Source organism: Agromyces sp. C10 (assembly GCF_023217995.1).
Lineage (GTDB): Bacteria > Actinomycetota > Actinomycetes > Actinomycetales > Microbacteriaceae > Agromyces > Agromyces indicus.
Map to the genome: position 1 here is coordinate 16,682 of NZ_JALPSX010000007.1, position 14,561 is coordinate 31,242.

General features: G+C 73.3%; 11 protein-coding genes. 3 read left to right on the top strand and 8 right to left on the bottom strand.

Annotated elements, in window-relative coordinates; all coding sequences use genetic code 11:
• Positions 1-21 precede the first annotated feature (21 nt).
• From M1L56_RS09215 to M1L56_RS09245, 7 genes are all read right to left on the bottom strand, one after another.
• Positions 22-333, bottom strand: a complete 312-nt coding sequence (locus tag M1L56_RS09215; protein ID WP_248598990.1) for an ATP-dependent DNA ligase — start codon at positions 331-333, stop codon at positions 22-24.
• 97 nt (positions 334-430) lie between these two features.
• Entirely contained in the window at positions 431-1,882 is a 1,452-nt protein-coding gene (locus M1L56_RS09220; protein ID WP_248598991.1) for a sensor domain-containing diguanylate cyclase, read from the bottom strand.
• A complete protein-coding gene (locus tag M1L56_RS09225) occupies positions 1,879-2,700 on the bottom strand; it encodes an alpha/beta fold hydrolase (protein WP_067949512.1) in 822 nt (273 codons plus the stop codon). Before M1L56_RS09225 ends, M1L56_RS09220 begins: the two co-directional genes overlap by 4 nt.
• A gap of 209 nt (positions 2,701-2,909) precedes the next feature.
• Positions 2,910-4,400 (bottom strand): cryptochrome/photolyase family protein, encoded by a 1,491-nt coding sequence (locus M1L56_RS09230; protein ID WP_248598992.1) that lies wholly within the window; start codon positions 4,398-4,400, stop codon positions 2,910-2,912.
• 6 nt (positions 4,401-4,406) lie between these two features.
• Entirely contained in the window at positions 4,407-5,177 is a 771-nt protein-coding gene (locus tag M1L56_RS09235; RefSeq protein WP_248598993.1) for a hypothetical protein, read from the bottom strand.
• A gap of 35 nt (positions 5,178-5,212) precedes the next feature.
• Positions 5,213-6,562 (bottom strand): MFS transporter, encoded by a 1,350-nt coding sequence (locus M1L56_RS09240; RefSeq protein ID WP_248598994.1) that lies wholly within the window; start codon positions 6,560-6,562, stop codon positions 5,213-5,215.
• 107 nt (positions 6,563-6,669) lie between these two features.
• Positions 6,670-8,439 carry a bifunctional UDP-sugar hydrolase/5'-nucleotidase gene (locus tag M1L56_RS09245; RefSeq protein WP_248598995.1) on the bottom strand — a complete coding sequence of 590 codons (1,770 nt, stop codon included), beginning with the start codon at positions 8,437-8,439 and terminating at the stop codon, positions 6,670-6,672.
• Between the two features lie 250 nt (positions 8,440-8,689).
• Here M1L56_RS09245 and M1L56_RS09250 point away from each other — a divergent pair, with 250 nt between their 5' ends.
• Complete coding sequence (locus M1L56_RS09250) at positions 8,690-10,120, top strand: M20/M25/M40 family metallo-hydrolase (RefSeq protein ID WP_248598996.1); 1,431 nt, start codon at positions 8,690-8,692, stop codon at positions 10,118-10,120.
• On the opposite strand, the gene M1L56_RS09255 is transcribed toward M1L56_RS09250, so the two are convergent.
• A complete protein-coding gene (locus M1L56_RS09255) occupies positions 10,117-10,593 on the bottom strand; it encodes a DUF4383 domain-containing protein (protein WP_248598997.1) in 477 nt (158 codons plus the stop codon). The two genes, M1L56_RS09250 and M1L56_RS09255, sit on opposite strands and share 4 nt — an antisense overlap.
• 98 nt (positions 10,594-10,691) lie before the next feature.
• Here M1L56_RS09255 and M1L56_RS09260 point away from each other — a divergent pair, with 98 nt between their 5' ends.
• Together M1L56_RS09260 and M1L56_RS09265 are read left to right on the top strand one after the other, a co-directional pair.
• The gene (locus tag M1L56_RS09260) at positions 10,692-11,822 is read left to right on the top strand and encodes a methyltransferase (protein WP_248598998.1); all 1,131 of its coding nucleotides are present in this window, start codon (positions 10,692-10,694) and stop codon (positions 11,820-11,822) included.
• A gap of 58 nt (positions 11,823-11,880) precedes the next feature.
• Positions 11,881-14,559: an adenylate/guanylate cyclase domain-containing protein gene (locus M1L56_RS09265; protein ID WP_248598999.1), complete on the top strand. Its 2,679-nt coding sequence runs from the start codon at positions 11,881-11,883 to the stop codon at positions 14,557-14,559.
• Positions 14,560-14,561: the final 2 nt, after the last annotated feature.

Sequence of the window (14,561 nt, forward strand, 5' to 3'; positions counted from 1 at the left end):
CTCCTCCTGTTCGTGTCACGCTCATCGAGCGGGGGTCGCCTCGACGGGCTCGGGGATCAGTCGCAGGCCACCTGCCGAGTTGGCCGCCTTGGTGAGCACCTCGACCCACCGGGGGTTCAGTTCGGCGGGCTCGGCCCGGTCGAACTGGAACGTCATCGGAATGGTGGGGCTGCACCAGACGGAGGTCCTCGGCGGTGTCGCCTCCTCGTCGATCCAGGTGAACGCGAAGTGCTCACCGCGGCGCAGCTTCGACCAGATCGCCACCTGCAGGTGGGCGAGTGTCCGGTCGTCGAACGTCGCCGAGAGCTTCGAGTTGTATTCCAGTGTTCCCATGTCGCCTCCTTCCTAGCGATACATCTCAGGGCGGTACGCAGGTCGTCACCGAACCCGGCGGGCGGGCCGCGCGGTGCGCCGTGAGCGATGGGCCCGACTACACCGTCACCGATGTGACCCGATCGCGGCCGCCGCGCTTCGAGGCGTACATCGCCTCGTCGGCCAGCCGGATCAGCCGTTCGGGTTCCGGCACGTCGGCCGTGTCGTCGGGAGTCCAGGTCGCCACGCCGACGCTCGCTGCGACGCCGTAGCTGGGGGGCACGCTCGTCAACGGACGGCCCACCTCGTGCCGGAACCGCTCCGCGATGACCCCGGCCGCCTCGGCATCCGCGTTCTCGCACACGATCACGAACTCGTCCCCGCCGTACCTCGCCACCGGGTCCGATGCGCGCGCGACCCCGCGGAGCCGCTCGGCGACCTCGACGAGCACCTCGTCGCCCACGCGGTGGCCGAGGGCGTCGTTGACGGCCTTGAAGCCGTCCAGGTCGATGAACACGATCGACAGCGGGCGCGCGTCGCGCCGTGCGCCGGCGAGCGCCTCGTCCAGTCGGATCTGGAGCAGCTTGCGGTTGGCCAGGCCGGTGAGCTGGTCGTGGAGCGCACGATGGGCCAGCTCCTCCTGCAGTCGCACTCGCCGCAGCACCTGGGAGGCCTGACGGGCGAGTGCGGCGTGGATGTCGCGCGTGTCGTCGTCGAAGACCTGGTCGCGCCCGAAGAAGCAGACGACGACGCCATGGGCGCCGGAGTCGCCTCGGAGCGGCGCGATGCTGAGGGCGGCGAGCCGCTGCTCCTGCAGCGCGACGTCGAGATCGGGGCGGATCGTCGCCGCCTGGTCGAGGCTCGCGACCGTGACGACCTCGTCGCCCTCGATCGCCTGCATGGCGAGGTCCATGAGGCCCGCGGAGATGAGTGGGTCCATCTGGACGCCGTCGACGATGAGGTCCCGGCCGTCGCGCTCGCCGGGGAGGAGGACCGCCGCACTCGCGGCGAGCAGTCCCGTGCGCGCGGCGGTGATGAGCGCCTCCCCGAGCTCCTGGACGCTCATGGCGAGGCCGAAGGCGCTCGATGCGTCCTGGAGCACGCGCACGCGTGCTTCGGAGGCCTCGGCCTGGCGGCGGGCCACGAGCAGCTGACGCTCGTAGTCCTGGCGCTCGGTGGCGTCGAAGACGGCGATGCGGATCTCTTCGGCTCGCTCGCCGTGCGCGGGGACGATCACCGCGTTGATGAGCACGGGCAGGTCGCGGAGATCGGCGCAGCGCATCGAGAGCGCGACCTCGCGGACCTCCCCGGAGAGCCGGAGGACGGTGGCGAATCGGGATTCGTAGAAGAGCTGCCCCGCCGTGGTGAGGAGGTCGACGAAGGCGGTGCCGAGCAGCTCGTCCTCGCCGAGTCCGGTCCAGGTCGCGAGGGTCCGGTTCACGCGCGTGATCACGCCGTCGGCCGTGGTCGTCAGGTATCCGCACGGCGCATCGTGGAACAGCTCGACGTACGACTCGTGGAGTTCGTCTTCGCCGCTCCTGGTGGGCGGCGGGCTGGAGGAGATCGTCATCGCAGGAACGCCGTGATCTCCGCGGCGAGCTCCTCGGGCGCCGACAGGTTCGGGCAGTGGCCGGTGGCCGCGAGCTGGACGAACCGGCTTCCGGAGATCTGCTCGTGCACGTACCGGCCCACGGCCGGCGGGGCGATGACGTCCTCGGAGCACTGCAGGACGAGGGTCGGCGTGCGCACCTGCTCGAGGTCCCGTCGGTTGTCGGAGAGGAAGGTGACCCGAGCGAACTGGCTCGCGATGCGCGGATCGACGCTGCAGAAGCTCTCGGTGAGGTCGGAGCCCAGCTCCGGCCGAGCGGGGTTGCCCATGATGAGCGGAGCCATCGTCTCGGACCATCCGAGGTAGTTCGCGTCGAGGGCGTCGAGCAGCCCTTCGATGTCCGCGTGGCTGAAGCCGCCGGTGTAGTCGTCGTCGTCGAGGTATCGGGGAGACGGACCGACGAGCACGAGCGCGCCGAACCTCGACGGGTCGACGTTCGAGGCCAGGACCCCCACCATCGCGGCGACGGAGTGCCCGACGAACACCGCATCGTGCAGGTCGAGGGCGTCGAGGATCTCCAGGAGGTCGTCGGCGTAGCCGTGGAGGGAGTCGTAGCGCGCCGGGTCGTACGCGCCGAGGTCGGACGCGCCCGATCCCACGGCGTCGAACAGCACGACCCGGTGGTCGGACTCGAACCGCGGCGCGACGGCGTGCCACACCTCCTGGCTGCAACCGAACCCGTGCGCGAACACGATCGGCCGCCCTGCCGGGTCGCCGGTGACGGTGACGTTGTTGCGTCGGAGCACCTGCGACCGGGCGGCGCTGGCAATCGTGCTCATGGTGCTCCTGATCGGCGCGGGGTTCGGGTTCCGCGGACGCGACGGCGCCTCGGTGGCATCCTGCCCGGACTCTATCCCGCCATGAGCCGCCCGACATAGTTTGGACGGTTCGGTCAAGGGGGATTGACGAGGGTCGCCGCGAGCGGGTATGTGGCGGGCGCGGCGGGCATGACGAACTCGGATCGGGTCCGCCCGGTCGACGGCCCTCCTCAGCCCGGAACCGGCCCGAAGCCCTCGCTGTCGAGGTCCCGCGCCCGCTCCTGCGCGACGACCGCCTCGCGGTCCGACAGGCGTCGCAGTCCGGCGAGGGGCTGCGCCATCCGGTGGTTGCCGCGCAGGTGCGGTTCGGCCCGGTCGAGGAACGCCCAGTACCCGGCGGTGACCGGGCACGCGTCGGGGCCGAGGCGCACCTTGGGGTCGAATCGGCATCCGCCGCAGTAGTCGGTCATCTTCGAGACGTACGCGCCACCGGCCGCGTAGGGCTTCGTCGCGACGAGGCCGCCGTCGGCGTGCTGCGACATCCCGACCACGTTCGCGGGCATGACCCAGGGGGTGCCGTCGACGAACGCGCCGGCGAACCAGTCGGTGAGCTCGGCCGGATCGACCGCGCGCTGCAGCGCCCAGTTCCCGAGCACCATGAGCCGCTGGATGTGGTGCGCCCAGCCGTGCGCGCGCACGTCGTCGAGCGTGTGCCGGATGCAGGCGGCGTCCACGCCGGCCGTGTCGAGGGTCGCGAACGGGCGGGGCACCGGTCGGGTCGCCTCGAGGCGGTTGTGGGCGCGCCGGTAGCCGGGCCCGAGGTGCCAGTAGAGGTGCCACATCCAGTCGCGCCATCCGATCACCTGCCGCACGAAGCCCTCGACGCTCTGCAACGGCGCACGGCCGGCGGCGTGCTCGGCGGCGACGCGCTCGGCGAGCGCGAGCGGGTCGATCAGGCCCAGGTTGAGCGGCACGCTGAGCAGCGAGTGCGCCATGACCCAGTCGTGGGTGAGCACCGCGTCCTCGTACGGGCCGAAGTCGCCGAGGCGCGTCTCGATGAAGTCGGCGATCGCGTGCTCGACCTCCTCCTCGGTGACGGCGAAGCGGCGCGGGCCGTCGTCGCCGATGAGCTGCACGCGTCCGTCGGCCTGCCAGCGATCGAGGTCGCGGCGCACCTCGCGGTCGATCTCGTCCTCCTCGGGCCACCACGGCTCCGGCAGGCCCAGCGTGACCGCTCCCCTCGGCGGCGGCTGCCGGTTCTCGCGGTCGAGGTTGAAGCGGCCGCCCTCCGGCTCGGGTCCGCGCATCAGGATCCCGGTGCGCTCGCGCGTCCACCGGTAGAAGTCCTCCATGCGCGGGCGACGGCCCTCGCGACCCGCCATCCACTCGGCGAAGTCCGCCTCCGAGGTGACGAAGCCCCGGCTCGGCAGCATCCGGATGCCACGGCGCCGGAGCGCCGCCCGCGCCGCCCACGACACCGGCGCGACCGCCTCGAGGTCGTCGCGCCCGTCGACGGCGTCGCCGAACCGCTCCACCTGCCGGAACTCGACGCGGTCGCCGAGCTCCGCCGCCCGGTGCCGGATCGCGGAGAGGTACAGGTGCGCCTTCTGCCGGTGCATCGGCCGGCGGCCGAACGCCGCGCGGGCCTCGACGAGCAGCATCCGCCCGCCGTCGTCGAACTGCGACCCGAGCTGCTCCGCGAAGATCCAGCGCACGGGCATGGGGGCTCAGCGACCCCAGGCCGACGGCGGGGCCGGCACGACGGGCACCGGCGAGGTCGACCACCACGTGCCGTACCCGTAGTGGCTCTCGGCCCAGGGCGACGCCCAGACCGCCCGCGCCGCGGCATCCGCTGACGTGCCGGCCTCGAGGGCGGCGACGATGTCGGCGTAGAACGTGCGCTTCTGCAGGTTGGATGCCGCGTACCGGGCGGCGTCGACGAGGGTCGTGTAGCTGCCCAGGCCGCTTCCGCCGCCCGATCCGTACCCGTTGTTCAGCGGGTTGTTGCGGTTCCACCAGTTGTCGGGGCCGTTCTCCTCGCGCATCCACTCGACCATGAACCGCACGTTCTCGTCGGTCACCGGCCAGTCGCCGAACACGAGCACGAGCTTCGCCCAGTCGTAGTTGGTGCCGGATGCCACGAGCGTCTCCGGTCCGGTCGCCGTGATGTAGCGCTCGCGCGACACCCCGGCCACGCTGAGGTCGCCGGGGACGGCGACCTCCTGCACCTCGCCCCGGAACGGGGAGACGGAACCGGCGGCCGCGTCGGCGAGCGCCACCGACGGGCGCGGGAGCGGGGCGAGCGCGACCGTGGCGAGCAGGCCGCCCACCGCGACCGCGGCGACGAGCGCCGCGACGCTGCGTCGCCTGGCGAGTCGACGCGACCCCCGCTCGGTGCGGGTCGCGCGACGCCGACCCTCGGGCGCACGTGACGGGCGCCGCGCGGGCGTTCGAACCGCCGCGCGGCGCTCCCCCAGGTGCTGCGCCGAATGTCGCATTGCGGGCTGAGGGTAGCAAACCCGGCTGGGCGCCGTCAGCGCCGACGTCGAACCGCGGCCCGTCGGGCCCAGATGACGACCGGCACGAGCAGCAGCGACAGGAGCCCGCCGACGACCGACAGCGTCGCGTAGTCGGTGGCCGCGAGCACCAGGCCGGACAGGGCGCTCGCGCCGGCGCCGGACAGCGCGATGAGCACGTCGATCGACCCCTGCGTCTTCGCGCGGTGGGAGGGCGAGGTGGCATCGACGACGAGCGCGGTGCCCGAGATGAGGCCGAAGTTCCAGCCGAGGCCGAGGAGCGTCAGCGCGACGATCAGGAGTCCGAGGGAGTCGCTCGGTGCGAGGGCGGCGACCCCGCCCGCGAGCAGCATCGTGACCGCCGCCGCGACGGCCATCGGGATGCGGCCGATGCGGTCGACGAGGACGCCGGTCACGAGGGACGGCAGGTACATGGCGCCGATGTGGATGCCGATCACCAGCCCGACGGCCGAGAGGGCGTGGTCGTGTCCGCGCATGTGCACGGGCGTCATGGTCATGATCGCGACCATGGTGGCCTGCGTGAGGATCATGATCGTCGCGCCGAGCACGACGCCCGGTGCGAAGCGGTCGCCCCGGGCGGGGGCGGACGGCTCCGGCTGCGACGCGGCGGACGCGCCGGGCTGAGCGGGCTCGGCGGGGGTCGGGACCTCGGGGGCGACGGCGGGCGGGAGCCCGGGCGCGTGATCGAGGTGCTGCGCCACGAGGAACGGGTCGGGCCGCAGCAGCAGGAACAGGACGCTGCCCGCACCGAGGTAGGCGGCTGCGGCGAGCAGGAAGGGCCCGGCGAGCGGGGGGATGCCCAGGGAGAGGGCGAGCGCGCCGAGCGGCTCGACCAGGTTCGGGCCCGCGACCGCACCGAGCGTGGTCGAGACCATCGCGATGCTCACGGCGGTGCCGCGCTGCGTCGGCAGGGCGAGGTCGGTGCCCGCGTACCGGGCTTGCAGGTTCGTGGCCGTGCCGGCACCGTAGACGAACAGCGAGGCGAACAGCAGCGGCACGTTGCCCGACACCGCGGCGGCGACCACGCCGATCGCGCCGGCGCCACCTGCGGCGAACCCGAGGCCGAGGCCGGTCCGGCGGCCCCACCGCTGGGTGACGCGGCCGACGAGGAAGGCCGCGAGCGCGGATCCGAGCGTGAACAGCGCCGCGGGGGCGCCGGTGAGGCTGTCGGAGCCGAGCAGGTCGCGCGCGAGCAGCGCGCCGACCGTGATGCCGGCCGCGAGACCGGCGCCGCCCAGCACCTGGCTCGCGACGACGACGGCGAGCGTGCGACGCTGCACGCGGCGCCGAACGGCCTCGTCGGCGCCGATCGCGCGGGCGAGGCCGGCGAGGTCGGTGGCGGGCATACGGCGAGCGTACTCGCGCGCACGCGCGAAGGGCGCGGACCGAGGGGTCTCGGTCCGCGCCCTCCGGATGGGCTCGACGGCCGGTCTCGGCCCGCGCCCTTCGGGTGCTACCCGACCACCGTGCCGCCGATGGCGAGCCACCACGACTCGTCGGCGAAGTCGGCCGGGTCGATGACGCCGCGCTCCTGCGCCCAGTCGATGAGCAGCTGGCGGATCTCCTTCTGCTCGTCGTAGACGACCGGGGCCGAGGCGATGTGCGGGAACCCGCCGCCGCCGGAGCGGCGGTAGTTGTTCACGGCGACCACGACCTCCTGGTCGTCGGCGAGCGGCGTGCCGTCGGCCAGGACCAGCCCCTCGATGCGCGACCCGACCGGCTGCGACAGGTCGATCTCGTACTCGACGCCCGCGATGATGTCGAGGTTGTAGTCGGGGGTGCCGCCCGCGGCGGTGTGCGCCTCGGGGTCGAACGTGCCGCCGACGGGCACCTGCGCGTAGTACTTCGCCGAGTACTCGAGGTAGTCCTTCACCTGCGCACCGGTCATCGTGACGGCCTGCAGCGTGTTGTCGTAGATGTAGAGGCCGGCGATGTCCCGCACGGTGACGTCGCCCTGCGGGAAGACGGCGGTGCGGCTGAACGGCGCGGCGATCGACAGCACGGGCAGGTCGGCGTAGGCCGTGCCCGCGAGCGAGCCCGCCACGGCATCCGTCTGCACCTGCTGGATGAAGTCGATGATCGCCGTGTCCTCGTACCTCGAGGTGACCGCCGACAGCTCCTCGGTCGAGCGCGCGACGACCTGGTTCACGTACGCGACGGTCGTGGCGTGCTGGTCGGCGACGAGGTCGACGATCGCAGGGGACTCCGGGTAGGCCGCCGTGCGGATCGCGGACGCCTCGGCGTCGGCGACATCCCACTTGCCCTTGACCTTCTCGAGCGAGAGGTCGACGCGCGAGACGGTGGAGCCCCAGCGGTAGGGCTGGGTGAGCAGCACCTCGTCGCCGGTGACCTCGTTCACGACGACCTCGCTCGGCTTGTCGAGGTGCGAGTGGCCGACGACCACGACGTCGATGCCGGGCACCTCGCGGGCGATGTCGGCCGTCGCGTTCTCGGGCGGCGCGATCGACTCGTCGTACGACGAGCCGCCCGTGCCGGCGTGCGAGAGCACCACCACCACGTCGGCGCCCGCCGCGCGGACCTTCGGCACCCACTCCTCGGCGGCGTCGACCATGTCGCGGAACTCGAGCTCGCCCTCGACGTTCGCCTTGTCCCAGATCGCCGAGCCGGGCGTGGTGAGGCCGAGGATGCCGACCTTGACGGGCTTGTGCCCCTTCACCTTCTTGGTGACGAGCGTGTACGGGTCGAACGCGGGCTCGCCGGTCTCGGCGTCGAGCACGTTCGCGCCCAGCAGCGGGAACCCGAGGTCGTCCTCGTACGCGGCCAGCAGGTCGAGCCCGTAGTTGAACTCGTGGTTGCCGACCACCTGGGCGTCGTAGCCGATGGCGGCGTACGCGGCCGCCATCGGGTGGTCGGCGCCGGTCTCCTGCACGGGCTCCTGCACCGCGTAGTAGTAGCTGAGCGGCGTGCCCTGGATGGCGTCGCCGTTGTCGACCACGAGGAGGCGCTCGTCGCCGACCTCGGCGCGGACCTCGTCGACGACCGAGGCGACCTTGGCGAGGCCGACGGAGTCGCCGGCGCGGTCGCTGTAGGCGCGGTCGCTGAAGTAGTCCCAGTTCAGGACGCGCCCGTGCAGGTCGGTGGTCGCGAGCAGGGTGAGGTCGAGTTCGTTCGCGGTGTTCGGTGCGGCGGCGGCGGGAAGGGCGGCGCCACCGCCGAGGAGCAGGGCGGCGGTCGCCGCAGCCCCCAGGAGTCGGGTCTTCACGTGTCGGGATTCCTCTCGAGGTGGTTCGTTCAGGGCGGCGGCCCGCCCGGGCACACGCTAGGCCACGTGGGTTCCCTGCGCGTGAACCGCCGTCGACCGATGCGCGTCGGGCGATCATCGCCCCGACCACCGACGTCGCGGAAGATCTTGACGCCCTCGGCCCCGGTCGGGTACGCCGCCCCAGTACCTCGCGGTGCCCGACCGGGTCAATCCCGTACCGCGGCGAAGTCCGGCGTGGCTACCGTGACGCATGACCGACCTGATGGATGCGGCGGCGCGGACCCGGCGGTTCGTGGAGGGGCGGCGAGCTGCATTCGCGGAGGAACTCGCCGAGTGGGTGCGCATCCCCTCGGTGGCCGGCGATCCGGACCGGGCCGATGCGATGCGCTGGTCGGCGGCGCACCTCGCGGCCCGGATGCGCGCGGTCGGCTTCCCCCGCGTCGAGGTCTGGCCGCAGGGCGACACCGTCGCGGTCTACGGCGAGTGGATGCCGCATCCGGGCGCCCCGACGGTGCTCGTCTACAGCCACCACGACGTCCGCACGGTGCACGCCGAGGACTGGCAGGAGACCGCGCCGTTCGAACCGGCGGTCCGCGACGGCGTGATGTTCGGCCGCGGTGCGTCCGACGCCAAGGGCCAGGTCGCGGCGCACCTGCTGGCCCTCGCGGCGCACGTCGCGGTCGACGGGGGCCCGGCGGTGAACGTGCGGTTCCTGATCGACGGCGAGGAGGAGCTCGGTTCGCCCCACCTCGCCGATCTGCTCGAGGCCCACCGCGACGACGTCACAGCCGACCTCGTGCTGTACTCCGACACCCTGCTCGCCGACGCCGACCGGCCGGCCCTGTGCACGAGCGTGCGGGGGATGATCGGGGCGACGCTCACGGTCCACGGGCCGCTGGTCGACGTGCACAGCGGCACCGTCTCGGGCGCCGCCCCCAATCCGATCCACGACCTCGCGGCGGTCATCGCCGACCTCCACGACGACGAGGGCCGCATCGTCGTCCCTGGCATCGGCGACGTCGCCTCGCCCGACGACCGCGACCGCGACGAGTTCGACGGCCTCGCGCTCGAACCGGAGGACTGGGCGGAACGGACCGAGACGGCCCGCGTGGTCGGCGACGGCGGCCACTCCCTGCCCGAGCGACTGTGGGCGCGTCCGGCCATCGAGGTGATCAGCATCACCGGAGGCGACACGGAGGGCCTGCCGCGGTCGGTCATCCCCGCGACCGCGACCGCCGACCTCAGCATCCGGCTCGTCGGCGACCAGGACCCGCAGGCCGTGGCCGAGCACCTCGAGGCGTGGATGGCCGACCGGCTGCGCGGCATCCGCTACGACTTGGAGTTCGACCACCTCACCGCGGAGGCGCCGTACCGGACGCCCGAGCACCCGGCGCTGGACGCGCTCGCGGCGGCCATGGCGGTCGGCTTCGAGGTCGAGCCGGACGAGGTGGGTCGCATGGGCAACGGCGGTGGCGGCCCGGCGACGCTGCTCGCGCGGACGACCGGGGCGCCGCTCGTGTTCTTCGGCACCGGCCTGCCGAGCGACCGGTGGCATGCGCCCGACGAGCACGTGCGGATGGACGTGCTCGAGCGCGGCGCGCTCACCCTGGCCGAGTTCTGGCGCCGAGCGCCCGGCGCCCTCGAGGGGGCGCCGGGCGCGAGCGGCCCCTCGGGGGGCTAGCGGCGGTCGGCGACGCCGGGCCGGCGCGCGCCCGTGCGGTTGCGCGTGAGCAGCACGCCCAGCGCGATCATGCCGACGGCGAGCACGAAGTGCAGCCAGTCGTCGGCGTCGTTCATCGGCACGAAGTTCGCGGCGCTGTCCTCGGCGACCAGCAGGCCGTAGAGCCAGAGCAGCGCGTACACGGCGCCGCCCCAGATGAGGAAGTTCTTCGAGCCGCTGTACGAGCGCGCGAGCAGGACGCCCGCCACTCCGAACAGCAGGTGGACGATGTTGTGCAGGATCGAGACCTGGAAGATCCCCAGGAGCAGGGCCTCGGAGTGGTGCCCGGCGAACTGCATCTGGTCCACGTTCGTCGTGATGCCGGGGATGAACCCGAGGATCCCGACGACGAGGAACACGATTCCCACGATCAGTGCGGCCTTCTGGACCGGTGTCTCCGCGTAGCGGACCCCGGTGCGGTCATTGACGGTCATGATGCCTCCTTCATTGCCGCGATCCTCCCGGCCCCGCGCCCGGCGCCGACAGGGGGTTGACGCCACGGGTGCCGCGGTCGCCGGGGCTACGATTCGGTGTGGCCATCGACCTCGACGCCCTCCGGCGCGCCCCCGACCTCGAGGGGCCGAACCTCGTGGCAGCGGATGCCGCGGACCGGCTGATCCTCGACGAGGCCGTCGACGCGCTCGCCGCGGCGGCCGGGATCCCGGGTGCCGTCGTGGTGATCGACGACGCGTACGGCGCCCTCGCCCTCGGCGCGGTCGACGCCGGCGCGCACGAGGTCCGCGTGCACCAGGACCCGATCACGGGCGAACGGGCGCTCGCCGCGAACGCCCGGCGGCTCGGCGTGCCCGACTCCGACCGGCCGCGCAGCCTGCCGCTCTCGCCCGAGCTGGTCGCGGGCGCGCGGGTCGTGCTCATGCGGCTGCCGAGGTCGCTCGACCGGCTCGACGAGGTCGCGGCGACGATCGCGCTCGGCGCGGCGCCCGACGTGCGGGTGTTCGCGGGCGGCCGCATCAAGCACATGTCGCTCGCCATGAACGAAGTGCTCGGTCGCCGCTTCGTGCGGGTCGACGTCTCCCACGCCCGGCAGAAGTCGCGCGTCCTCGTCGCCTCGGGCATCGGCGCGCGTCCCGCCGAACCCCTCCGGCCCGCACAGCGGCGCGACGACGAGCTCGGACTCACGGTCGTCGCCCGCGGTGGCGTGTTCGCCGGCACGTCGGTCGACATCGGCACCCGGTTCCTGCTCGGGGTCCTCGGCGATGCGGTCCCGGATGCCGCGAGCGCGGTCGACCTCGCCTGCGGGTCGGGCGTCGTCGCGGCGTGGCTCGCGCGCGAGCGACCCGGACTCGTGGTGCACGCATCGGACCGGAGCGCCGCGGCCGCGGCATCCGCTGCCCTGACCGCCGCGGCGAACGGCGTCGACGACCACGTTCGCGTGACCCGAGCCGACGGCCTCGAGCACCTGCCCGACGCGAGCGAGCGCCTCGTGGTGCTGAACCCGCCGTTCCACTCGGATGCCGCCGTGCACACCGGCATCGCCGCGCACCTCTTCGCCGAGGCGGCGCGCGTGCTCGAGCCCGACGGCGAGCTGTGGTGCGTGTGGAACTCGCACCTGCGGTACCGGTCGCTGCTCGAGCGGACCGTCGGCCCGACGCGCCAGGTCGAGCGCAACGCGAAGTTCACGGTCACCGCCTCCGTGCGCTGAGGTCGCCGACCGGCCGACAGGGGGTGCGGTCGAGCGCCGGTCGTGCCACTCTCGAAGGGTGACCACCACGGCGTCGCGAAGCCGTCGTCGTCTCCCGACGGGGACGGTCACCTTCCTGTTCACGGATGTCGAGGGATCGACCCGCCTGCTGGAAGCGGCCGCCGATCGGTGGCCGGCGTTGCTCGCCGACCACGACCGGCTGGTCCGCGACGCCATCACGCGGCACGACGGCGTCGTCGTGAAGACCGAGGGCGACGGATTCTTCGCGGCGTTCGCCTCGGCCGCCGACGCCGTGTCCGCCGCCGCCGACGCCCAGCGGGCCATCACCGGGCACGACTGGCCCGCGGGACTCGCGCCGAGGGTGCGGATGGGACTGCACACCGGGCTCGGCCTCCTCGGCGGCGACGACTACGTGGGCATCGACGTCCACCGCGCCGCCCGCATCAGCGCCGCGGCGCACGGCGGCCAGGTCGTGATGTCGGCCCCCACGGCCGCGCTCGTCGACCACGACCTGCCGGACGGCGTGGCGATGCGCGACCTCGGCCGACACCAGCTCCGGGGCCTCTCCCGGGCCGAGCGCATCTTCCAGCTCGACGTCGAGGGACTCGAGCACGACTTCCCGGCGCTGCGGTCGCTCGAGAGCGTGCCGAACAACCTGCCCGTGCAGGTCACCCACTTCGTCGGCCGTCGCCGCGAGAGCGCCCGCGTGCGCGAGCTGCTCGAGTCCTCGCGCGTCGTCACGATCACCGGGACGGGCGGCACCGGCAAGACCCGCCTCGCCCTGCAGGTCGGCGCGGAGATCGGAGCGCGCTTCCGCGACGGCGTCTACTTCGTCGACCTCGCGCCGGTCGACGACCCCGACGTCGTCCCCTCCCAGGTGCTGCGCGCGCTCGGCGAGGACTCCGCACCTGGGAACCGGCTGCCCAGGGACGCGCTCCTCGACCGGCTCGCCGACCGGGAGGTGCTGCTCATCCTCGACAACTTCGAGCAGGTGATCGCCGCGGCATCCGTCGTGGCCGACCTCGTGACCGCGTCGCCGAGGTCCCGCTTCCTCGTCACGTCGCGCGGTCCGCTCCGCATCGCCGCCGAGCAGGAGATGCCCCTCGAGCCCATGCAGCTGCCCGACCGGCACGACGCGGTGGGCGCCGCCGAGTCCGACGCGGTGGCGCTGTTCCTCGATCGCGCGATGGCCGTGCGCCCGGACTTCGCGGTGACGCCGGAGAACGTCGAGGCCGTCACCGAGCTCGTCCGCGGCCTCGACGGCCTCCCGCTCGCGATCGAGCTCGTCGCGTCCCGGGTCCGGCTCCTGCCGGTGCCCGAGATCCTCGCCCGCCTCGACCCGGCCAGGCCCGGCACCGGCACGATCGACCTGCCGGAGCGCCAGCGCACGATCGAGGGCGCGATCGCGTGGAGCCACGACCTGCTCGACCCGCCCGTGCGGGAGCTCTTCGCGAGGCTCGGCGTGTTCGCGGGCGGCGCCGACCTCGAGCAGATCGAGCGGGTGTGCGACGACGTCGACGTCGACCTGCTGAGCGGCTTGGCCGAGCTCGTCGACCAGGGCCTGCTTCGACAGGTGGCCGCGCCCGGCGGTCGCGCCCGCTTCCGGACGCTGCACGTCATCCGCGAGGTCGCCCTGCTCAAGCTCGAGGCGAGCGGGACGGGCGAGGCCATCCACCGTCGGCACCTCCAGGCGTACGTCGACTGGGCGGAGGAGGTCGCCGCCCACGTGCTGGGGGAGGACCGTTCGGCGTGGCTCGACCGGTTCGACGCCGACCACGACAACGTGCGCACGGCACTGGACTGGGCCGCCGTTCACGGCGAGACCGACCTCGCCCTCCGGCTCGCGGCAGCCTCGTGGCGGTTCTGGCAGTCGCGCGGCCACCTCTATGAGGGTCGGAGCCGGCTCGAGACGGTCGTCTCGCTCCCGGGCGGCGAACCCCGGAATCGGGCGCGAGCGCTCGAGGCCCTCGGCGGCGTCTACTGGTGGCAGGGCGAGATCGACCGCTGCGTCGGGCCGTACCGCGAGGCCCTCGCGATCCAGCGGGAGTTCGGCGGCCCCGCCGAGATCGCCAACGCCATCTACAACGCCGCGATCGGGCAGTCCGTGGCCGCCGCCTCCACGGGCGCGACGGAGGAGGTCCGGCGCGAGGTGTTCGCCCTCTACGACGAGGGGGAGGCCATCTACCGCGGGCTCGGCGACGAGGACGGCCTCGGCAACATCGCCTGGGGATTGGGCCAGGCCGTCGCCGACTTCGACGACGACCAGGCGCGCGCGCTCCGGCTCTTCCACGAGAGCATCGAGCACTACCGGCATGCGGGCGACGAGTTCGGCATGGGCTGGGGCATGTTCGAGGTCGCCGTCTTCAGTGCCCGGGTGGACGACCTCGAGACGGCATGGGAGTACCTCGAGCACGGGCTCGAGCTCTTCGCGCCGCACCGCGACGTCTCCGCGGTCGTGATGTTCCTCTCGCTCGCAGCCGCGCTCGCGCAGGCGGCCGACGACGAGGAGCGCGCGGCTCGACTCCTGGGTGCGGCGCGCGGACTCAGGAACTCCTCGGGCACGAGGATCGTGGACCACGAGGTGACCCGCATCCGCGGCCTCTCGATCGACGAGCTCGACCCCACGCGCCCGGACCTGGCGCCGCTGTACCGGGCGGGCATGGAGATGAGCCTCGAGGAGGCCGTCGCGGCGGCGCTGGGCCCGACGGGGGACGTGCGATCGGCCCCGGGTCCGTGACA